The sequence below is a fragment of the Streptomyces sp. UG1 genome (assembly GCF_049974585.1).
In the GTDB taxonomy this organism is placed as follows: domain Bacteria; phylum Actinomycetota; class Actinomycetes; order Streptomycetales; family Streptomycetaceae; genus Streptomyces.
The window spans coordinates 43,920-64,389 of the sequence record NZ_JBNGGG010000057.1 but is presented as its reverse complement, the minus strand read 5'-3'; the positions used below and the strand labels follow the sequence as shown (position 1 = coordinate 64,389).

Sequence of the window (20,470 nt, the reverse complement as noted above, 5' to 3'; positions counted from 1 at the left end):
GAAGCTAAGCCTTACAGCGCCGATGGTACTGCAGGGGGGACCCTGTGGGAGAGTAGGACGCCGCCGAACTCCTTTTAGAGCTCTGGCTCTTGGGCACACAGCCCAAGAGCCAGAGCTTTTTGCGTTGAGGTAGGGTCAGGGAGCATCGTAGGTACGTTTCCCACAGGAGGCCCCCGGGTGGAGGTCCAGGAGACTCGCGTCCAGACGGATCGGGTCCTCACCATCCCCAACATCCTCAGCATGGCGCGGCTGCTTGGCGTGCCGCTGTTCCTGTGGCTGATCCTCAGGCCCGAGTTCGGCGGGCCGAAGAGCGATGGCTGGGCCCTTCTGGTGTTGGCTCTGAGCGGCATCAGCGACTACCTGGACGGCAAGCTCGCGCGGCGTTGGAACCAGATCAGCAGCCTCGGCCGGCTTCTCGATCCGGCGGCCGACCGGCTCTACATTCTCTCGACATTGGTCGGCCTCACCTGGCGCGAGATTCTGCCGATCTGGTTGACGGTTGTACTTTTGGCGCGAGAGCTGCTTCTGCTGGTGATGGTGGGCATCCTCAGGCGCCATGGCTATCCGCCGCCGCAGGTGAACTTCCTTGGGAAGGCGGCCACGTTCAACCTGATGTATGCCTTCCCGTTGCTGTTGCTCAGTGACGGAAGTGGATGGATCGCGTCACTCGCTGCTATTTTCGGATGGGCGTTCGCCGGATGGGGTACGACGCTGTACTGGTGGGCAGGAGTCCTCTACGTGGTACAAGTCCGCCGTCTGGTCCGAGCGGACGCCATGGCCGAGTGAACCCGCGGATTGAACGGGCGTGACGGCTCGATGGCCCGCGGCGGAAAAGTGCGGGACAATCTGGACGGGTGAAGTCGGCTAGACCGTCGTCTCTTCGAGGAGGACGCTTCCGACATGAAGGCCGTCGTGATGGCCGGAGGCGAAGGCACACGCCTTCGCCCCATGACCTCAAGCATGCCCAAGCCGCTCCTGCCGGTGGCCAACCGGCCGATCATGGAGCACGTTCTGCGGCTGCTCAAAAGGCATGGTCTGAATGAGACCGTCGTGACCGTGCAGTTCTTGGCTTCGCTGGTCAAGAACTACTTCGGTGACGGTGAAGAGCTCGGAATGGAGCTCAGTTATGCCAATGAGGAGAAGCCACTCGGTACCGCCGGAAGCGTCAAGAACGCCGAAGAGGCGTTGAAGGACGATGCCTTCCTTGTCATCTCCGGCGATGCCCTGACTGACTTCGACCTCACCGAGCTGATCAACTTCCACAAGGAAAAGGGGGCGCTCGTCACCGTCTGTCTGACGCGAGTGCCCAATCCGCTGGAATTCGGCATCACGATTGTCGATGAGGAAGGCAAGGTCGAGCGCTTCCTCGAGAAACCGACCTGGGGTCAGGTCTTCTCGGACACCGTGAACACCGGAATCTATGTCATGGAGCCCGAGGTCTTCGACTATGTCGAGCCTGATGTTCCCGTGGACTGGTCCGGCGATGTCTTCCCGCAGTTGATGAAGGAGGGCAAGCCGATCTATGGCTATGTCGCGGAGGGATACTGGGAGGACGTCGGCACTCACGAGAGCTATGTGAAGGCGCAGGCCGACGTCCTGGAGGGCAAGGTCGACGTCGAGCTCGACGGCTTCGAGCTCTCTCCGGGCGTGTGGGTGGCCGAAGGCGCCGAAGTACATCCCGACGCCGTTCTCCGTGGTCCGCTGTACATCGGGGACTACGCCAAGGTCGAGGCCGGTACGGAAATCCGGGAGCACACCGTCGTCGGCTCGAACGTCGTCGTGAAGAGCGGAGCCTTTCTGCACAAGGCGGTCGTGCACGACAACGTGTACGTGGGGCAGCACAGCAATCTGCGTGGCTGCGTGGTCGGAAAGAACACCGACATCATGCGTGCCGCTCGGATCGAGGACGGCGCGGTCATCGGTGACGAGTGCCTGATCGGTGAGGAATCGATCGTTCAGGGGAACGTGCGCGTCTATCCGTTCAAGACCATCGAGGCCGGCGCCTTCGTCAACACCTCGGTGATCTGGGAGTCGAGGGGCCAGGCGCATCTCTTCGGCGCCCGCGGGGTATCCGGAATCCTGAACGTGGAGATCACGCCCGAACTCGCCGTGCGCCTCGCCGGCGCCTATGCGACGACCCTGAAGAAGGGCTCCACCGTCACCACGGCCCGCGACCACTCCCGTGGTGCCCGGGCGCTGAAGCGGGCGGTCATCTCCGCGCTCCAGGCCAGCGCCATCGACGTACGAGATCTGGAGAACGTACCGCTGCCCGTGGCGCGGCAGCAGACCGCACGAGGCAGTGCCGGCGGGATCATGATCCGGACGACGCCCGGGGTGCCGGATTCCGTCGACATCATGTTCTTCGACGGGCAGGGAGCCGACCTGTCGCAGGCCAGTCAGCGGAAGCTGGACAGGGTCTTCGCCAGGCAGGAGTACCGGCGTGCGTTCCCGGGAGAGATCGGGGACCTGCACTTTCCGGCGAGCGTCTTCGACTCGTACACCGGGTCGTTGCTGCGGAACGTCGATACGACCGGGATCTCGGAGTCGGGACTCAAGGTCGTCGTCGATGCGTCGAACGGCAGTGCCGGGCTCGTGCTGCCCAGCCTGCTGGGGAAGCTCGGGGTCGATTCGCTGACCATTAACCCCGGTCTCGACGAGTCCAGGCCCACGGAGTCGGCGGACACGCGGCGATCGGGGCTGGTGCGGCTGGGAGAGATCGTGGCGTCCGCGCGGGCCGCCTTCGGGGTGCGGTTCGACCCGGTCGGTGAGCGGCTGTCGCTGGTGGACGAGAAGGGGCGGATCGTCGAGGACGACCGGGCTCTGCTGGTCATGCTCGACCTGGTGGCCGCTGAGCGGCGCAGCGGGCGGGTGGCGCTGCCGGTGACCACCACGAGGATCGCCGAGCAGGTGGCGGCGTATCACGGGACGCAGGTGGAGTGGACGACGACCTCGCCCGATGACCTGACCAGGGTGGGCCGTGACGACACGACCATCTTCGGTGGTGACGGCAGGGGCGGGTTCATCGTCCCGGAGTTCAGCAGCGTCTTCGACGGTACGGCGGCCTTCGTACGGCTGATCGGGCTGGTGGCGCGGACACAGCTCACGCTGAGCCAGATCGACGCGCGGATTCCGCGGGCGCATGTCATCAAGCGGGACCTTGCGACGCCCTGGGCCGTCAAGGGGCTGGTGATGCGGCGGGTCGTGGAGGAGGCCGGAGATCGCTTTGTCGATACGACTGACGGCGTACGGGTCGTCGAGACCGACGGGCGCTGGGTGATGGTGCTGCCGGACCCGGCGGAGGCGGTCACTCACCTGTGGGCCGAGGGTCCGGACGACGCGTCCGCGCAAGCTCTGCTCGACGAGTGGTCGGCGGTCGTGGACAGCGCCGGACGGTAAGGCACAGAGCACGTCGGGTGCCGGACAGGCGTCCTCGAAGGAGCCTGTCCGGCTCGTCGGTGGGGCCATTCGGAGGTAGTGGTCGCGGCGTGCGACGATGTGCGGCATGCCGCAGCAGCCCCCCGTTCGGAGCACACCTACGCCCCCTGCGCGCCCGGACGCGTCCATGTCGCTGCTCACCAACGTCATGGATCACAGCCTCGACGACGGGTACGCCGAGGCTGCGGCGCGCAAGAGGGCGGCCGGGGACGGGGGCCTGCCCAAGACGCTCAGGGCGAAGCTGGGGCTCGCCGTCGGCCTGGTGCTCGCGGCGCTCGTGGTGACCGTGGGGGCGGCGCAGGCGCGCGTCGCGGCGCCCGTCGTCGCCAAGGAGCGCGAGGAGCTGATCGACCGCATCGACCGTGAGACAGCCGCGGCGGACAAGCTGGAGGACACCGTCGACGAGCTGCGCGGCGATGTGAGCGCACGGCAGCGCGAGGCCCTGAAGACGGCGGGCGGCAGCGACCGTACCGAACTCGTGGACATCCTGGCGGGCGCCGTGGAGGTGCACGGGCCCGGCGTGAAGCTGGTCGTGAACGACGCCAAGGAAGCGGGCACGGACGGCGACGGCGACCCGCGGGGGACGTCCGGGTTCTCCGACACCGGGCGGGTGCGCGACCGCGACATGCAGCGGGTCGTCAACGGGCTGTGGGAGTCGGGCGCCGAGGCCGTCTCGATCAACGGGCAGCGGCTGACCGCTCTGTCTGCGATCAGGGCCGCCGGTGACGCGATACTGGTCGACAACAAGCCGCTGGTTCCGCCGTACACGGTGCTCGCGGTGGGGGACGGGGAGCGGCTGAGCCGCAGGTTCCAGGACAGTGCCGACGGGCTGTACCTGGACGCCCTGCAGGAGAGCTTCGGGATCAGGACCAACATCTCCGTCCAGGACGATCTCCGGCTGCCCGCCGCACCGAGTGTGACCGTACGTACAGCACAGCCGAACACCGAGAAATCCGAGAAGGGCACATCGTGATCGCCGTACTGGGCCTCGTCGTGGGAGTCGTGGCCGGACTGTTGGTCCGGCCTGAGGTTCCGGCGGTCGTCGAGCCTTACCTGCCGATCGCCGTCGTGGCGGCTCTCGACGCCGTCTTCGGCGGTCTGCGGGCCATGCTCGACGGGATCTTCGACGACAAGGTCTTCGTCGTGTCGTTCCTGTCCAATGTGGTCGTGGCCGCGCTGATCGTGTTCCTCGGTGACAAGTTGGGCGTGGGCGCGCAGCTTTCCACGGGTGTCGTCGTCGTCCTCGGCATCCGGATCTTCTCCAACGCCGCGGCGATTCGCCGGCACGTGTTCCGGGCGTGAGGCCCATGAGCGACCACGACGAGACACCGGGGAACAGGTTCCGCAAGGAGCTGCCCGAGGAGGTGCCGGCGAGTGCGGCCGAGGTCGAGAACGGCTCCGGGAGCGCGGCGACGGCCGACGAGCGGCAGGACGACGGGCTGACCGGTCGGCAGCGGCTCGCGAACGGGCTGTGGCCGCCCCGCGTCACCCGGGCCCAACTCATCGTCGCCCTGCTGCTGTTCGGCCTCGGGTTCGGTCTGGCCGTCCAGGTGGCGTCGAACAGCGACAGCGACACCGCGCTGCGCGGCGCACGTCAGGAAGATCTCGTTCGCATCCTCGATGAACTGGACGACCGTACTCAGCGTCTTGAGGACGAGAAGCAGGGTCTCGAGAAGCAGCGCGACGAACTGGAGAACAGTTCGGACCAGGCCGAGGAGGCCCGTAAGCAGACGATCGAGAAGGAGAGGCAACTCGGCATTCTGGCGGGCACGGTGGCCGCGCAGGGGCCCGGCATCACGATGACCATCGACTACACGAAGGGTACGGTCGAGGCGAACATGCTGCTCGACGCGATCCAGGAGCTGCGTGCCGCGGGCGCGGAGGCGATCCAGGTGAACGGTGTGCGCGTCGTCGCCGGCACGTACTTCAGCGATTCCGGCAACGGCGTGAGTGTCGACGGGAACAAGATCAACGCGCCCTATCGTTTCAAGGTCATCGGCAAACCGCAGGACCTCGAGCCGGCGCTCAACATTCCTGGAGGCGTGGTGCAGACCCTCGAGAAGGAGCAGGCCACCGTGACGATCGAGCGGTCGGACAAGATCGTCGTGGATGCCTTGCGAGCGGCGAAGCGGCCTGACTACGCTCGGTCGTCCTCCCAGTGAACCGGGGGTGCATGGGGGACGTCCGGGGAGGGCATGAGGTTGCGGGGGGTCGGCGCACCGAATGGGTGGTGCGTGGTGGAAACTGTCTGGTGGAGACGGACGTTGTGAGGATGTCCGAGTCGGCCAGAGAGTGCAGTCAGGGTTCGTCCTGCCCCACGGGCGGGTCTGTTTCGGTCAAGGGGAATCGCCCGTGAAGTTGTTTGCGAAGTTGTTCGGCAAGAGCGCGCGAGAGGACAACGCCAACGCGACCGCTCGTCATCGCGCGCAGGGGGACGAGGATGCGCAGCGCCCGCTGTTCAGAGACCAGGTATCTGGGCCGGGCGGTGACATTTCCGGAGGTCAGGGCGCGCCGTCGGTTGACCCTGACCAGTCCGGCGGCATAGGTTTCGGGCAACCGTCAACCTCAAGTACGGGTGGAGGGTTTTCCCCGATGTCGGCCCTGGTGTGTACGAGGTGCGGTAACCGCAACGCGGAGAACAGCCGGTTCTGTTCCAATTGCGGCGCCCCGCTGCGGAGCGGTGCGGCGGCCGAGCGTCCGTCCGAGACGACCTCCACGATCTCCATCTCCGGTCTCGAGGCCTACGACGCCGAGGCCACCGGCCAGACGCCGATCCCGGCGCTGTCGCCCGAGGCCCAGGCCGCCGTCGACGCGCTGCCGCTGGGCTCCGCGCTGCTGGTGGTGCGCCGCGGGCCGAACTCGGGCAGCCGCTTCCTCCTGGACGGCGATCTGACCACGGCCGGCCGTCACCCGCAGAGCGACATCTTCCTGGACGACGTGACGGTCTCGCGTCGGCACGTCGAGTTCCGCCGCGCTCAGGACGGCTCGTTCACGGTGGCCGACGTCGGCAGTCTGAACGGCACGTACGTCAACCGCGAGCGGATCGACCAGGTCGCTCTGAACAACGGCGACGAGGTGCAGATCGGCAAGTACCGGCTGGTCTTCTACGCGAGCCAGCGGGGCTACTGACCCTCCCCCGGAGCCCGTCCGGGGAGACCCAGGGAAGGTCCATGCTGAAAACACCGAGCGGCGGTGCCGGTCATGGCACTGCCGCCACGGACAGTCGGCTGATGAGCATCGGCACGGTGCTGAACGTGCTGCGCGCGGAGTTCCCTGACATCACCATCTCCAAGATCCGTTTCCTGGAGTCGGAGGGCCTGGTCGAGCCGCGGCGGACCCCCTCGGGGTATCGCAAATTCAGCGCACAGGACGTGGAGCGGCTGGGCCACGTCCTGCGGATGCAGCGGGACCACTATCTGCCGCTCAAGGTGATCCGGGAGCACCTGGACGCCATGGAGCGCGGCGAGGCGGCACCCTTGCCCACCCTGTGCCGCCAGCGGGACGGAGAAACGGTCCTGGAGCCCGTCGAGGCACCCACGTCGGCCCGGATGGGACGGGCCGAGCTGCTGGCCGCCGCCGGGATCGGTGAGCGGGAGCTTGCGGAGTGGGAGTCGTACGGCCTGATCACCGCGCTGCCGGACGGGACGTACGAGGCGGAGGCGGTCACCGTGGCCTCGCTCGTGGCCGAGCTGGGGCGGTTCGGGATCGAGCCAAGGCATCTTCGGGTGATGAAGGCCGCGGCCGACCGTGAGGCCGGGCTCGTGGACCAGGTCGTGGCGCCGCTGAGACGGCATCGCAACCCGCAGACCAGGGCTCATGCCGAGGCGCGCGCCAAGGAGCTGGCGGGGCTCACCGTGAAGCTGCACGCCGCGCTCGTGCAGACCGCTCTCGGGGTGCGGCTGCCCTGAGCGGGGCATGCACAGGAAGGCCGGATCGGCCACCCGTTCTCTGCCCGACTACCCAAACGTCCCGAGCACGGCCTAGGGTTGCTGTGTGAACGAGCTCGATGTCGTAGGTGTCCGGGTGGAAATGCCCTCCAACCAACCGATCGTGCTCCTGCGCGAAGTGGGAGGCGACCGTTACCTCCCCATCTGGATCGGGCCGGGGGAGGCGACGGCGATCGCCTTCGCCCAGCAGGGCATGGCCCCCGCGCGACCGCTGACCCACGACCTGTTCAAGGACGTGTTGGAGGCCGTCGGTCAGGAGCTCACCGAAGTGCGCATCACGGACCTGCGTGAGGGCGTCTTCTACGCGGAGCTGGTGTTCGCCAGCGGCGTCGAGGTGAGCGCCCGCCCCTCCGATGCCATAGCCCTGGCCCTGCGCACCGGAACGCCGATCTACGGCAGCGACGGGGTGCTCGACGACGCCGGCATCGCGATCCCGGACGAGCAGGAGGACGAGGTGGAGAAGTTCCGCGAGTTCCTCGACCAGATCTCGCCCGAGGACTTCGGCACCAGCAGCCAGTGAGATGAGTGGGCGGCACCCGGTGGACTTGCGGTCCGTGGTGGTGCGGTCCACAGTCGGTTACGGCTTAAATGCCGGGATTTGCCAGCGGCGAGCGAGAGCGTCCTGCGGCCTGCTCCGAGCGCATTCGGCTAGCCTTTCCCCGCGGTGGGGTACGGGAAACCACTCCTAGGGTGATTATCACTCGGCGTGCCGAGTGTGGCGATCGTTGACGCACCCCTGGTGACTGCCTACCGTCGAGAAGGCAGGTCAAGGACGGAGGTCGGCGTGAGAAGCAGCGGCGACGGTACGGTGGGGGGCACTCCCGAGCGCAGTCTCGGGGCGAGCGGTCCGTACCCGCTTCAAAGCGCTCTTCAGAGCAGCGCGGCCGATCACGCTCCGCAGCGACCGGCGGCCGTGCCCAGCAGCGGCGGAGGGGCGGCGTCCATGGCGACCGAGCAGATCGGCTATCGCGGTCCGACGGCGTGTGCGGCCGCCGGCATCACCTATCGGCAACTCGACTACTGGGCCCGCACCGGCCTCGTCGAGCCGAGCGTGCGGCCCGCGTACGGGTCGGGGACACAGCGGCTGTACAGCTTCCGGGACGTCGTCGTCCTGAAGATCGTCAAGCGGTTCCTGGACACCGGGGTGTCGCTGCAGAACATCCGCACCGCCGTGCGGCATCTGCGCGAGCGGGGTTTTCGTGATCTCGAGCGCATGACGTTGATGAGCGACGGGGCGACGGTGTACGAGTGCACCTCGCCGGACGAGGTGCACGCACTGCTGCAGGGTGGGCAGGGGATCTTCGGGATCGCCGTGGGTGTCGTGTGGCGGGACGTCGAGAGCGCTTTGTCGCAGTTGCACGGGGAGCGCATCGACACCGGGGAGACGCTCATCGGGCACAACCCGGCGGACGAGCTGGCTCGGCGGCGTAACCGGGCGGTCTGAGGCCGTGAGCAGCCGGCCGTAGCAGGGCATTGTCAGTGGCGTGAGGCAGCATCGGAGATGTGAGAAACGCGCCCACGATCCTGCATCTCGACATGGATGCCTTCTACGCCTCGGTGGAGCAGGCATCCAAGCCGAGCCTGCGTGGGAAAGCCGTGATCGTGGGCGGGCTCGGGCCGCGTGGAGTGGTCGCCACCGCGTCCTATGAGGCCCGGGTCTTCGGGGTGCACTCGGCGATGCCCATGGCGCAGGCGCGTCGGCTGGCGCCCAATGCCGCGTATCTCGTGCCGCGCTTCGGGATCTACCGTGAGATCAGCGAGCAGGTCATGGGGCTGTTGCGGGAGCTGTCCCCGCTGGTGGAGCCGCTGAGCCTGGATGAGGCGTTCGTGGACCTGGAGGCCGGGGAGGCGGCCTGGGACGAGGCGTCGGCGCGGCTGGTGGGGACGAAGTTGCGGGCGGACATACGGGCGGTCACCGGGCTTGCGGGGTCGGTGGGGCTTGCCGCGTCCAAGATGCTCGCGAAGATCGCCTCGGAGCAGGCCAAGCCCGATGGGATGGTGGTGATCGAGCCGGGGACCGAGCGGGCGCTGCTCGGGCCGATGTCGGCGCGGATCCTGCCGGGAGTGGGGCCGGCGACCGGGGATCATCTGCGGCGGGCCGGGATCCATACGGTCGGGGAGATCGTCGAGGCCGGGGAGGACGAGCTCGTGCGGCTGCTGGGCAAGGCGCATGGGCATGCCCTGTACGCCATGGCGCTGGCGCACGACGAGCGGCCCGTGGTGGCCGAGCGGGAGACCAAGTCGGTGTCCGTCGAGGACACGTACGACGTGGACATCCACGATCGGGTTCGGGTGGGAATGGAGGTGCGGCGGCTGGCGGATCGCTGTGTGCGGCGGCTGCGGGAGGCCGGGTTGTCGGGGCGGACGATTGTGCTGAAGGTGCGGCGGTACGACTTCTCGACGCTGACCCGGTCCGAGACGTTGCGGGGGCCTACGGATGATCCGGCTGTGGTGCGGGAGGCTGCCGCGCGGCTGCTGGAATCCGTGGATACGACGGGTGGTGTGCGGTTGTTGGGGGTCGGGGTGAGTGGGCTGGCCGACTACACCCAGGAGGATCTGTTCGCGCAGGCTGCCGGGGAGCGGGAGGGTGGGGAGGGGCTGGAGGAGCAGGGAGAGCAACCGGTGGGGGGAGGTGATGTTCAGCCGGTGGTTGCTGTGCGGGGGGTCGAGGGGGCTGGTGAGCGGCGGCGGTGGCTTGCGGGTCACGATGTGCGGCATGCCGAGTACGGGCATGGGTGGGTGCAGGGGAGTGGGCTGGGGCGGGTGACTGTGCGGTTTGAGACGCCTGGGTCGGAGCCGGGGCGGGTGCGGACGTTTCGGGTTGATGATCCGGGGTTGGAGAGGGCGGAGCCGTTGCCGTTGGTGGCGGGGAGAGGGGGAGCCGGGCCTGGTGGGGTGATTGGGACTGGTGGGGCTTTGGGGGAGAGGAAGGGGGCAGGGAGCGGCTGAGCGGTTGGGTGTGACTTGACCGGCGTATGGGGTGCCGGGGGGCGCTTGCCCGCGCTGGCGGGGTGCCGCTGCGCCCACCCGTGCCGCCCCAGCGGCACGACTGCCCGCAGCTATGTGGTGTAGCCGCCGGGTCGCTCTCGTGTCGCCGCAGCGGTATGACTGCCCGCAGCTATGTGGTGTAGCCGCCGGGTCGTTCTCGTGTCGCCGCAGCGGTATGACTGCCCGCAGCTATGTGGTGTAGCCGCCGGGTCGTTCTCGTGTCGCAGCAGCGGTATGACTGCCCGCAGCTATGTGGTGTAGCCGCCGGGTCGCTCTCGTGTCGCAGCAGCGGTACGACTGCCCGCGGCTATGTGGAGCAGGTTATGGGTGGGTGTGCGGTTTTCTTGGGGCGTTGTCGTCCGGGGAGTCCGTGGAGGCCAGGGTGCCGAAGTCTCGGTCGGGGGGTGGGGGCGGGGAGGTTACGTCCAGGCCGTAGTGGTGGTAGAGCTGTAGTTCCTGTTCGGGGGAGAGGTGGCGGCCTACGCCGAAGTCGGGGGCGTCCTTGATCAGGGTGCGGTCGAAGGGGACGTGGAGGGTGCCCTCCACCAGTTCGCTGGGCTCCAGGGGGACGAAGGCGTCGCGGGAGAACAGGCCGGTGCGTATCGCCGCCCATTCCGGCACTCCGGTCGCGTCGTCGAGGTAGACCTCGTCGATGGTGCCGATCTTGGTGCCGTTGCGGTCGAAGGCCTTGCGGCCGATCAGGTTGCGCGGATCGATGTCGGTCTGCACGGGCCCTCCACTTGGTCGCAACTCATCCGTTAGCACTACGAAAAGGCAGATTGGTGAGAGCGGCCACTCGAAGGTCCGTGCGTCGGCCTCGCTGGTAGGCTTTCTAGCGGCTGCTGACCCCGTGCGGGAGAGTCCTCCGGACACCACCGGAGGCGCCGAAGGAGCAAATCCTCCCCGGAATCTCTCAGGCCCACGTACCGCACGGTCGAGGTCACTCTGGAAAGCAGGGCGGGTGTCGACGGCTTCCGCTCTCACCGACGGTGAAAGCCGGAGGCCCTCGGGCGATCCGGTGAAGCTCTCAGGTTGAGATGACAGAGGGGGAGGCCGTCCGGGTACCCGCGCCGTGGTGCCCCTCGAAGGTCGCGTCAGACCAGGAGGCCTCCGCAATGACCGCCCATCGCATTCCGCTCTCCGAGCTCGAACAGGGGATTCCCTTCGAGCAGCGTCACATCGGTCCTGATCACGAGGCTCGGGCCAAGATGCTCGCCCAGGTCGGGTACGGCTCCCTCGACGAGCTCACGGCCGCCGCGGTGCCCGATGTGATCAAGAACGCCGACTCTCTCGATCTGCCGGGGGCGCGTACCGAGGCCGAGGTGCTCGCCGAGCTGCGGTCGCTCGCCGACCGCAACCAGGTGCTGGACTCGATGATCGGGCTCGGGTACTACGGGACCTTCACGCCCCCGGTCATCCTGCGGAATGTCATGGAGAACCCGGCCTGGTACACCGCTTACACGCCGTACCAGCCAGAGATCTCGCAGGGGCGGCTCGAGGCGCTGCTCAACTTCCAGACCATGGTCGCCGACCTCACAGGGCTGCCGACCTCCGGTGCCTCGCTGCTGGATGAGGGGACCGCCGCGGCGGAGGCCATGGCGCTGTCCCGGCGGATGGGCCGGAACAAGAAGGGGCTGTTCCTGGTCGACGCGGATGTGCTGCCGCAGACCATCGCCGTGATCGAGACGCGGGCCGAGCCCGCGGGGGTCGAGGTGGTCGTCGCCGACCTCAGTGGTGGGATTCCGGCCGACGTCGCCTCCCGTGAGATCAACGGCGTGCTCCTGCAGTACCCGGGTGCCTCCGGTGTCGTACGCGATATCAAGGCCGTCATCGACCAGGCCCACGAGCTCGGCGCCCTCGTCACCGTCGCCGCCGATCTGCTCGCGCTCACGCTGCTGAAGTCGCCCGGTGAGCTCGGGGCGGACATCGCGGTCGGTACGACGCAGCGGTTCGGTGTGCCCATGGGCTTCGGTGGGCCGCACGCCGGCTACATGGCCGTACAGGAGAAGTTCGCGCGCAGCCTGCCCGGGCGGCTCGTGGGCGTGTCCGTGGACGCCGACGGGAACAAGGCGTACCGCCTGGCCCTGCAGACGCGGGAGCAGCACATCCGGCGGGAGAAGGCGACCAGCAACATCTGTACCGCTCAGGTGCTGCTCGCCGTGATGGCCGGGATGTACGCCGTGTACCACGGGCCCGAGGGGCTCCGGAGCATCGCCCGGCGGACCCATCGGTACGCGTCGATCCTCGCCGCGGGGCTCACCGCGGGTGGGGTCGAGGTCGTGCACGGTTCCTACTTCGACACGCTCACCGTGCGCGTCCCCTCGAAGGCCGCCGAGATCGTCGCCGCCGCCCGGCAGAACGGCGTCAACCTGCGCCTCGTCGATGCCGACCACGTGTCCGTCGCCTGCGACGAGACCACCGCGCGGGCCCAGCTCGGGGCCGTATGGACGGCGTTCGGCGTCGAGGGGGACATCGAGGCGCTGGACGCGGCGACCGAGGACGCCGTTCCGGGCGAGCTGCTGCGCACCGACGACTACCTCACGCACCCCGTCTTCCACCAGCACCGCTCCGAGACCGCGATGCTGCGCTACCTGCGCAGGCTCGCCGACCGCGACTACGCGCTCGACCGCGGCATGATCCCGCTGGGCTCCTGCACCATGAAGCTGAACGCGACCACCGAGATGGAGCCGGTCACCTGGCCGGAGTTCGGGCAGCTTCACCCCTTCGTGCCCGCCGAGCAGGCGCAGGGCTATCTGACGCTCATCCGTGAGCTGGAGGAACGTCTCGCCGAGGTCACCGGCTACGACAAGGTGTCCCTCCAGCCCAACGCCGGCTCGCAGGGCGAGCTGGCCGGGCTGCTCGCCGTGCGCGGGTACCACCGGGCTAACGGTGACGAGCAGCGGACCGTGTGCCTGATTCCGTCGTCCGCGCACGGTACGAATGCCGCCAGCGCCGTGATGGCCGGGATGAAGGTCGTCGTCGTGAAGACCGCCGAGGACGGCGAGATCGACGTCGAGGACCTGCGGGCCAAGATCGAGCAGCACCGGGACGAGCTCGCGGTGCTGATGATCACGTACCCGTCGACGCACGGTGTGTTCGAGGAGCATGTCGCCGACATCTGCGCGCAGGTGCACGAGGCCGGCGGGCAGGTGTACGTCGACGGCGCCAACCTCAACGCGCTGGTGGGCCTGGCCAAGCCGGGGCACTTCGGCGGTGACGTCTCGCACCTGAACCTGCACAAGACCTTCTGCATCCCGCACGGCGGCGGTGGCCCGGGCGTCGGTCCGGTGGCGGTGCGCGAGCACCTCGCGCCGTATCTGCCCAACCATCCGCTGCAGCCCGCCGCCGGGCCCGAGACGGGCGTCGGGCCGGTCTCGGCCGCGCCCTGGGGGTCCGCCGGGATCCTGCCGATCTCGTGGGCGTACGTCCGGCTCATGGGCGGCGAGGGACTGAAGCGGGCCACGCAGGTGGCCGTGCTGTCCGCCAACTACATCGCCAAGCGCCTCGAGCCGCACTACCCCGTGCTGTACACCGGCCCGGGCGGGCTGGTCGCGCACGAGTGCATCATCGATCTGCGGCCGCTGACCAAGGCGACCGGGGTGAGCGTCGACGATCTCGCCAAGCGGCTCATCGACTACGGCTTCCACGCGCCGACGATGTCGTTCCCGGTGGCCGGGACGCTGATGATCGAGCCGACCGAGTCCGAGGACCTGAGCGAACTCGACCGGTTCTGCGAGGCGATGATCGCCATCCGCGCGGAGATCGAGAAGGTCGGTTCGGGGCAGTGGCCCGCCGAGGACAACCCGCTGCGGAACGCTCCGCACACCGCGGGCGCGCTGGGCGGTGAGTGGGAGCACGCGTACAGCCGCGAGGAGGCCGTGTTCCCGGCCGGGATGTCGGCCGCCGAGAAGTACTGGCCGCCGGTGCGCCGCATCGACCAGGCCTTCGGCGACCGGAACCTGGTGTGCTCCTGCCCGCCGCTGGACGCCTACGAGGACTGAGTCTCGCAGGAGTCACAGAAGGCATAGAACACACAAAAGATACAAAAGACACAGGCGTCGTAGCAGGTGACGCGAGGGGCTCTGTCGGCCGGGAGTGGTCGGATGGAGCCCCTCGCCGCGTCATGCCGTGGTCAGGGCCACCTCGGTCGCCTCGATCAGGGCGACGACCGGGACGCCGGGTGACAGGGCGAGGTCAGTGGTGGCGTCCCTGGTGACGGCCGCGGTGAGGGCGCCGCCCTCGACCGCGATGCTCACCGATGCCATCGCGCCGCCGGTGGCGATGCCGGTGACCGTGCCCGGAAGTCGGTTGAGGAGGGGCAGACCCTCCTCGGTCGGGGCGGTGGTGACGGAGATGTGGGTCGCGGTCACGAGGGCGTTCACGGCGGTGCCTTCGGTCAGGCCGAGCTCCTCGACGGCCGACGGGGCGACCGCTGCGGTGAGGTCCTGGCCGCCGGTGAGGTGGACGTCGACCATCGCCATGGCCTCGCCCGGGGTGATGGCCGTGATCGTGCCGGGGAGCTTGTTGCGGATGGTCAGGCTCATGGAGAAGCCTCGCGTGGTGAAGCTTGCCGGGTATGCGGCTTTTGACTCCTACCGTAATCGCCGTCGGGCTCCGTCGTGGTGGGTGAGGGTATGTCGGTTGAGTTGTCGTGTACGGGCTAGTTCAGATGATCCCGGACGACCTGAGCACCGCCCGCGCCTCCGCGTCGTCGATCTGGAGCCGCAGTTGCTCCAGTACGTCGATGCCTTCGCGCAGCGTCCCGCTCGCCCGTGAGCGGCGTACTCCGGTGTCCAGCTCATGCCACAGCAGTGGGTTCTCGACGAGGATCCGCGGGTCCAGCTCCAGGTGGCGGCCGTCCGCATCGCACAGGGTCAGGTGGGCCGCCAGGTCGCCGTACTGCCGTACGGTCACCAACTGGTCCGTGCGTACGGCCTGACGCCGGACGAGGCCGCGTACCGCGAGCCAGCCCGGGCCCGCGGTCACGCGCTCGGGGAGCAGGATCGTGAAGAGTACGGCGGTCATGACCAGCCACAGCATGGCGCGCGGCGCAGTCAGGGTGTGCCCGTCCCAGTCGATCAGCAGGGTCATGCCGCAGAAGAGCAGAGCGCAGCCCGCGGCGAACCGGGCGCCGTCACGCCAGTGGCGGTCACCGGTCGGGCACGGGCGTGGTCTGCTTGCGTCCACAGTGCAGACGGTAGGGGGACCGGGTGTTCGAGCGGACGCTGCTGACGTCTTATGGCTCATCGTTGACGCGATCCTGATGGCCGTGGCCGGTTCAGCTGGTGTGCACCCGGGGTCGGCGGTCCCGGTCCGGCTCGGCCTCGCGCGGCGCCTCGCGGGTGCGCGGGGCGACCTCTCCCTGACCGAAAAGGGTGAGGACACGGTAGCGGTGGTGCATGGTCTGGCCGCGCACCGTCAGGCCTGCCTCGAACTCGGCGGGGTCGGTGACCGTGACCTCGACTAAGACGAAGTCCTCCCGCTCGGACAGGTCGTTGTCGACGCGTATCTGCTCGATCTTGCCTCGGTACTCGGCTGGTCACGCGGAGCTCGAAGGTGCGCATCAGCCGCGAGAGAGGGAGACGAGGATGATGCCGGCGATGAAGCAGGCGACCGCGGAGATGACCGTGAAGCCGATGGACCGGTTGCGCTGACCGGCCTCGCGGGCCGCGACGGTCACGGCGATCGCGGCTGAGCTGATGAGCACCAGCACGCCGGTGGCGTATGCGCTGCCCTGGGCGTCGACGTCGGCGTCGAAGAGCCAGGTGACCAGGAACGCGACCATAGACCGTGCCGAAGGTGCCGCCGAGGTACTGGTGCGCGAGGTAGGTGAGCGCGAGCTTGGGGAAGACGATCAGGGCGACGCCGATCATGACGAAGACGTTGCCGTGCTCGGCCGGGAGGCCGTGGGGCCAGTCGATGATCACGTGGCCCTGGCCGATTACGTGGTGGACGCCGACGGCCACGACGGTCGAGAAGTAGTCGACGCCGGTCAGGCACATGACCCGGTACCAGGGCCGGCCCTCGTCCGCGCGCTCCGCCTTCCGGTGCGGGGGCCTTTTGGGCCTGGCGGGGTGCGGGGCTCGGTACGGAGAGTGTTCGACTGCGAGCCGCGAGCCGCGAGCCGCGAGCCGCGAGCCGCGAGCCGCGAGCCGCGAGCCGCGAGCCGCGAGCCGCGAGCCGCAAGCCGCAAGAACGTGCCGATCGCGGGCGAGCCCCCCGCGTCAGCAACCCGGAGGAGTCCATGACCTGGGGCACCGGGCATACATAGCGTCGGTGGCACGCCCCGGAGCCCCTGCTCCTCCCCGCGTCCGGGGCCCTGGACGACGGCCGTGAGCGGTGGGTGCCCCGTGCCCTTGTTGCGTCCCAGGTGCGCACTTACGGACGCTTCCGTAAAGTTCGTCGTGTGGGTCGAATGTTTCGGCTGGCCCAGGCGCACCTTCGTATGGCGGCGTCGCCAGCGGTGCCCGGCTGATGGTTCACGGCCCGGCTGGGCCCCGGAACGCGCCGCGCCGGGTTGTCCGTGTGCGTCGGCGAGGCTCGTCGCTGCGACGTCCAGGCCTGCGGTGGAGAGGTGGGTGTGCTCGCCCGCATCGTCCGGTACGGCAGGCGGTGTCGGGCGGGTCGCTCGGGATGGGGGGGTGGAGGCCCCGACGGATCGCCCAGCGTTCGGCTGGTTCGGGTGCGTCCCCTCCCCCCACGTCGTGCGGGCCCTGATGGTCGGTTGGTGGATTCGCCCGTCAGATTCACCGCGTACAAGGGGTTGCCACCGTTTGGGAGCTGTCTCTAGGGTGCGGCAGCAACGCAGCTTTCTGGATCTATTACGAAACTTTCGATCCAGGCGATCCGGTGGACGGCCATGGACGAGCCGTCCCGTACCCAAGGAGCGCATGATGGGCGACCCGGGACTGTCCCGCAGAGGCTTCCTGGCGGCCTCCGCCGCGGCCGGTGTGGGCGTGACGGCACTGAGCGGTTGCGGCGGTGACTCGGACGGAGGGTCGTCGGACGGCACGACCACCATCGAGTGGTGGAACATCTCCACCACCGAACCGACGAAGAGCGTCTGGGCGGCGCTGGCCAAGAAGTTCGAGGCCCAGAACCCCAAGGTGAAGATAAAGATCGTTCAGTTGGAGAACGACGCCTACAAATCGAAGATGACGGCGCTGACCGCCTCCGGGAAGCTCCCCGACATCTTCCACACCTGGGGCGGCGGCGTCCTCAAGCAGCAGGTCGACGCCGGGCTCGTCGAGGACCTCACGGACCGCACGAAAGACTTCGCCGGCGGCCTGCTGCCCGTCGCGAAGGAGCCGTACCTCCTCGACGAGAAGGTGTACGGCATTCCGTTCGACATGGGCATGGTCGGCTTCTGGTACAACAAGGCGCTCTTCAAGGACGCCGGCATCACCGAGCCGCCCACCACTTGGAGCGGCTTCCTGGACGCCGTACGGAAGTTGAAGGCCAAGGGCACCACTCCGCTCGCCCTCGCCGGCAAAGAGACGTGGACCGGCATGTACTACTGGGCCTACCTCGCGATGCGCACCGCTGGCGCCGCCGCCCTGCAGAAGGCGTACGACGACAAGGACTTCACCGGCGACGCCTTCGTCCAGGCCGGCCAGCACCTCCAGGAACTCGTCGACCTCCGGCCGTACCAGAAGGGCTTCCTCGGCGCCGCCTACTCCAGCCCCACCGGGCAGGCCGCGGCCGTCGGCAACGGCAAGGCAGCGATGGAACTCATGGGCCAGTGGGCCCCGATCGTCCAGGCCGACGCCGGCAAGGGCCTCGGTGACGACCTCGGCTTCTTCCCGTTCCCGGCGGTCGACGGCGGCAAGGGCACGATCACCGAGGTGTTCGGCGGGGGCGGCGGACACGCCCTGCGCAGCGGAGCGCCACAGGCGGCCGTCGACTTCCTGAAGTTCTTCGCCTCCGAGGAAACGGATGTGGAACTGGTCAAGAAGACCGGGGCCCTGCCCGTGGTCCCGGCCGCCGAGAGCGCCATCACCGACCCCAACATCAAGGCCGTACAAGCACAGTTGAAGGCCGCCACCGGCTTCCAGCTCTATCTCGACCAGGCCTACGCGCCCGCCGTCGGCCAGGAGGTCAACGACAGCGTCGGCGCGCTCATCGCCGGGTCCAAGTCCCCGCAGCAGGTCACCGAGTCGATCACGAAGACCGCGAAGGAAGAGCAGTAGCCGGCGATGACCTCCACGTTCCTGCCGTCCGCCGACAAGCAGCCCGGCCCCGGCGCCGACCTCCCGCCCTCGACCGCACGCGCGGCTCGGGGGCGGGCCCGGCGGCGCGTGCTGCACTGGCTCGGCGCGGTCGGCTTCCAGGTGCCCGCCCTGGTGCTGTTCCTCGTCCTGGTGCTGCTGCCGATGCTGTTCGCCCTGTACGCGGCCTTCTTCCGCTGGGGCGGCTTCGGCATGCCGTCCGACTACATCGGCGGCGACAACTTCACCCGGCTCTTCAAGGACCCGGTCTTCCTGGGGGACCTGTGGCGCTGTCTGCTCCTGGTCGTGCTGTCGCTCGCCATCCAACTGCCGTTCGCGCTCGCCATGGCCGTGCTGCTCAACCAGAAGCTGCGCGGCCGGGCCTTCTACCGGATGCTGTTCTTCGGGCCGTACGTCCTGTCCGAGGCCATCACCGGCGTCCTGTTCGGCATGATCTTCGCCCCCGGCGACGGCTTCGCCGACCAGATCCTGGGAGGCATCGGCCTCGACGGGCTCGGCGGTGAGTGGTTCGCCGACCAGTCCACCGTCATGGCCACCCTGTTCCTGGTCATGACGTGGAAGTACTTCGGCTTCCACATGATGCTCTACCTGGCCGGACTCCAGTCCGTCCCCGCCGAGTTGACCGAGGCCGCGCTCATCGACGGCGCGAACGCCTGGCAGCGCTTCCGCAACGTCACCCTGCCGCTGCTCGCGCCCACCCTCAGGATCAGCGTGTTCCTGTCCGTGATCGGGGCGATCCAGCTCTTCGACCTGGTCTGGGTGACCACGGCGGGCGGTCCCGACCATCACTCGGAGACGATGGCCGTGACCATGTTCCAGTACGGCTTCAAGCGCTACCAGGTCGGCTACGCCAGCGCGATCAGCGTGGTCATGTTCGGCATCAGCCTCGTCTTCGCCCTCGCCTACCAGCGGTTCGTGCTCCGCCGCGACCTCGAAGGAGCCACCACCACGATGCGGGGAGGCGCCAAGTGACGGCCACGGCGGGCAGGAAGAGCGGCAGGAGGGTCGGTAAGAAGACCGGCGGTAGGAGCCTGCCCCTGCATGTGATCCTCGTGGTCGTCGGCGCGGTGATGGTCGTGCCGCTGCTCTACGCCGTGCTGTCCGGCTTCAAGTCCACCGACGAGCTCTCCCGCAACCCGGTCGGCCTGCCCGAGTCCTGGGAGACCGGCAACTACACGGGCATCCTCGGGTCGGGCGACTTCTGGCGGCTGATCGGCAACAGCACCCTGATCGCGGTGGGGACGACCGTCCTGGTCGTGGCGGTCTCCGCGCTCTCGGCGTTCTCCTTCGCGCGCTTCGCCTTCCGCGGCCGCGAGACGCTGTTCACCCTCTTCACCATGGGCCTGATGTTCCCCTTCGCGGTGGCGGCCCTGCCCCTGTTCCTGCTGCTGCGCTCCCTGGGCCTGCTGGACAACCCGCTCGGCGTGATCCTCCCGCAGGCCGCCTTCGGGCTGCCGATGACCATCATCATCCTGCGCGGCTTCTTCCGTCAGATCCCCGGCGAGCTGGAGGAGGCGGCCACGCTCGACGGGTGCACTTCCTTCGGGTTCTTCTGGCGGGTGCTGCTGCCCATGGCGCGGCCCGCGCTGGGCACCGTCTCGGTCCTGGCCGTGGTCACGAGCTGGAACAACTTCTTCCTGCCGCTGCTGGTGTTCACCGACTCCACCTGGTGGACGATCCCCATCGGCGTCCAGCAGTTCCAGGGCCAGTACTCCGCCGACTACGCCCGCGTCTTCGCCTACCTGGTGCTGGCCATGGTCCCGGCCCTCGCCTTCTACTCGGTCGCCGAGCGCCAGCTCGTCGGCGGCCTCACCGCCGGCGCCACCAAGGGATGACGCGCACAGGCGGACGTACGGCTCACCCACCACCCAT

The 20,470-nt window shown here is 68.5% G+C and carries 17 protein-coding genes, 1 rRNA gene, 1 pseudogene and 1 riboswitch; of the genes and pseudogenes, 15 read left to right on the top strand and 4 right to left on the bottom strand.

The genetic code is table 11. The features are described 5' to 3' along the window. The 11 genes from rrf to ACP4J3_RS44665 form a co-directional block, all read left to right on the top strand. Positions 1-69, top strand: a 5S ribosomal RNA gene (rrf, locus tag ACP4J3_RS44715); the annotation flags it as partial. A 108-nt stretch (positions 70-177) separates the two neighbouring features. Continuing rightward, the gene (locus ACP4J3_RS44710; protein ID WP_426542937.1) at positions 178-786 is read left to right on the top strand and encodes a CDP-alcohol phosphatidyltransferase family protein; all 609 of its coding nucleotides are present in this window, start codon (positions 178-180) and stop codon (positions 784-786) included. 114 nt (positions 787-900) lie between these two features. Beyond that, entirely contained in the window at positions 901-3,396 is a 2,496-nt protein-coding gene (locus tag ACP4J3_RS44705) for a sugar phosphate nucleotidyltransferase (protein ID WP_426542935.1), read from the top strand. 106 nt (positions 3,397-3,502) lie between these two features. Further along, the gene (locus ACP4J3_RS44700; protein ID WP_426542933.1) at positions 3,503-4,408 is read left to right on the top strand and encodes a DUF881 domain-containing protein; all 906 of its coding nucleotides are present in this window, start codon (positions 3,503-3,505) and stop codon (positions 4,406-4,408) included. Then, a complete protein-coding gene (locus ACP4J3_RS44695; RefSeq protein WP_003988855.1) occupies positions 4,405-4,737 on the top strand; it encodes a small basic family protein in 333 nt (110 codons plus the stop codon). Before ACP4J3_RS44700 ends, ACP4J3_RS44695 begins: the two co-directional genes overlap by 4 nt. A gap of 5 nt (positions 4,738-4,742) precedes the next feature. Further along, positions 4,743-5,597: a DUF881 domain-containing protein gene (locus ACP4J3_RS44690; RefSeq protein ID WP_426542930.1), complete on the top strand. Its 855-nt coding sequence runs from the start codon at positions 4,743-4,745 to the stop codon at positions 5,595-5,597. 61 nt (positions 5,598-5,658) lie between these two features. Further along, the gene (locus ACP4J3_RS44685; protein ID WP_426542928.1) at positions 5,659-6,564 is read left to right on the top strand and encodes an FHA domain-containing protein; all 906 of its coding nucleotides are present in this window, start codon (positions 5,659-5,661) and stop codon (positions 6,562-6,564) included. Positions 6,565-6,605: 41 nt separating this feature from the next. Then, positions 6,606-7,343 carry a MerR family transcriptional regulator gene (locus tag ACP4J3_RS44680; RefSeq protein ID WP_426542926.1) on the top strand — a complete coding sequence of 246 codons (738 nt, stop codon included), beginning with the start codon at positions 6,606-6,608 and terminating at the stop codon, positions 7,341-7,343. A gap of 85 nt (positions 7,344-7,428) precedes the next feature. Next, positions 7,429-7,902 carry a bifunctional nuclease family protein gene (locus ACP4J3_RS44675; RefSeq protein ID WP_004002801.1) on the top strand — a complete coding sequence of 158 codons (474 nt, stop codon included), beginning with the start codon at positions 7,429-7,431 and terminating at the stop codon, positions 7,900-7,902. A gap of 264 nt (positions 7,903-8,166) precedes the next feature. Then, positions 8,167-8,826, top strand: coding sequence for a MerR family transcriptional regulator (locus tag ACP4J3_RS44670; protein ID WP_426542923.1), 660 nt, complete (start codon positions 8,167-8,169; stop codon positions 8,824-8,826). A 59-nt stretch (positions 8,827-8,885) separates the two neighbouring features. Continuing rightward, positions 8,886-10,331 (top strand): DNA polymerase IV, encoded by a 1,446-nt coding sequence (locus ACP4J3_RS44665; RefSeq protein WP_426542921.1) that lies wholly within the window; start codon positions 8,886-8,888, stop codon positions 10,329-10,331. Positions 10,332-10,691: 360 nt separating this feature from the next. Here the strand turns inward: ACP4J3_RS44665 and ACP4J3_RS44660 are convergent, their stop codons facing one another. Beyond that, complete coding sequence (locus ACP4J3_RS44660) at positions 10,692-11,099, bottom strand: PRC-barrel domain-containing protein (RefSeq protein ID WP_426542919.1); 408 nt, start codon at positions 11,097-11,099, stop codon at positions 10,692-10,694. 114 nt (positions 11,100-11,213) lie between these two features. Continuing rightward, positions 11,214-11,309: riboswitch (glycine riboswitch) on the top strand. Between the two features lie 176 nt (positions 11,310-11,485). Between ACP4J3_RS44660 and gcvP the strand changes: the two genes are divergently transcribed. After that, the gene (gene gcvP, locus ACP4J3_RS44655) at positions 11,486-14,371 is read left to right on the top strand and encodes an aminomethyl-transferring glycine dehydrogenase (RefSeq protein WP_426542917.1); all 2,886 of its coding nucleotides are present in this window, start codon (positions 11,486-11,488) and stop codon (positions 14,369-14,371) included. Positions 14,372-14,491: 120 nt separating this feature from the next. Here the strand turns inward: gcvP and ACP4J3_RS44650 are convergent, their stop codons facing one another. The 3 genes and pseudogenes from ACP4J3_RS44650 to ACP4J3_RS44640 all read right to left on the bottom strand — a co-directional run. Then, the gene (locus tag ACP4J3_RS44650; protein WP_426542915.1) at positions 14,492-14,914 is read right to left on the bottom strand and encodes a TOBE domain-containing protein; all 423 of its coding nucleotides are present in this window, start codon (positions 14,912-14,914) and stop codon (positions 14,492-14,494) included. A gap of 121 nt (positions 14,915-15,035) precedes the next feature. Next, entirely contained in the window at positions 15,036-15,557 is a 522-nt protein-coding gene (locus ACP4J3_RS44645) for a hypothetical protein (protein WP_426542913.1), read from the bottom strand. Between the two features lie 91 nt (positions 15,558-15,648). Next, positions 15,649-16,339, bottom strand: a pseudogene (locus ACP4J3_RS44640) (hypothetical protein); the annotation flags it as partial. Positions 16,340-17,263: 924 nt separating this feature from the next. Here ACP4J3_RS44640 and ACP4J3_RS44635 point away from each other — a divergent pair. The 3 genes from ACP4J3_RS44635 to ACP4J3_RS44625 all read left to right on the top strand — a co-directional run bounded on the left by ACP4J3_RS44635 (position 17,264) and on the right by ACP4J3_RS44625 (position 20,433). Then, on the top strand, positions 17,264-18,559 hold the full coding sequence (locus ACP4J3_RS44635; RefSeq protein ID WP_426542911.1) for an extracellular solute-binding protein: 1,296 nt from the start codon (positions 17,264-17,266) through the stop codon (positions 18,557-18,559). Between the two features lie 6 nt (positions 18,560-18,565). Continuing rightward, a complete protein-coding gene (locus ACP4J3_RS44630) occupies positions 18,566-19,570 on the top strand; it encodes a carbohydrate ABC transporter permease (RefSeq protein WP_426542909.1) in 1,005 nt (334 codons plus the stop codon). Positions 19,571-19,668: 98 nt separating this feature from the next. Continuing rightward, positions 19,669-20,433 carry a carbohydrate ABC transporter permease gene (locus tag ACP4J3_RS44625; RefSeq protein ID WP_426542939.1) on the top strand — a complete coding sequence of 255 codons (765 nt, stop codon included), beginning with the start codon at positions 19,669-19,671 and terminating at the stop codon, positions 20,431-20,433. The last annotated feature ends 37 nt before the right edge of the window (positions 20,434-20,470 follow it).

Coding starts and splice junctions, on each gene's coding strand:
- ACP4J3_RS44650 (WP_426542915.1), bottom strand. CDS start 14,914: ATGAGCCTGACCATCCGCAACAAGCTCCCCGGCACGATCACGGCCATC.
- ACP4J3_RS44680 (WP_426542926.1), top strand. CDS start 6,606: ATGCTGAAAACACCGAGCGGCGGTGCCGGTCATGGCACTGCCGCCACG.
- ACP4J3_RS44705 (WP_426542935.1), top strand. CDS start 901: ATGAAGGCCGTCGTGATGGCCGGAGGCGAAGGCACACGCCTTCGCCCC.
- ACP4J3_RS44625 (WP_426542939.1), top strand. CDS start 19,669: ATGGTCGTGCCGCTGCTCTACGCCGTGCTGTCCGGCTTCAAGTCCACC.
- gcvP (WP_426542917.1), top strand. CDS start 11,486: ATGACCGCCCATCGCATTCCGCTCTCCGAGCTCGAACAGGGGATTCCC.
- ACP4J3_RS44635 (WP_426542911.1), top strand. CDS start 17,264: ATGGGCGACCCGGGACTGTCCCGCAGAGGCTTCCTGGCGGCCTCCGCC.
- ACP4J3_RS44690 (WP_426542930.1), top strand. CDS start 4,743: ATGAGCGACCACGACGAGACACCGGGGAACAGGTTCCGCAAGGAGCTG.
- ACP4J3_RS44630 (WP_426542909.1), top strand. CDS start 18,566: ATGACCTCCACGTTCCTGCCGTCCGCCGACAAGCAGCCCGGCCCCGGC.
- ACP4J3_RS44700 (WP_426542933.1), top strand. CDS start 3,503: ATGCCGCAGCAGCCCCCCGTTCGGAGCACACCTACGCCCCCTGCGCGC.
- ACP4J3_RS44685 (WP_426542928.1), top strand. CDS start 5,659: ATGGGTGGTGCGTGGTGGAAACTGTCTGGTGGAGACGGACGTTGTGAG.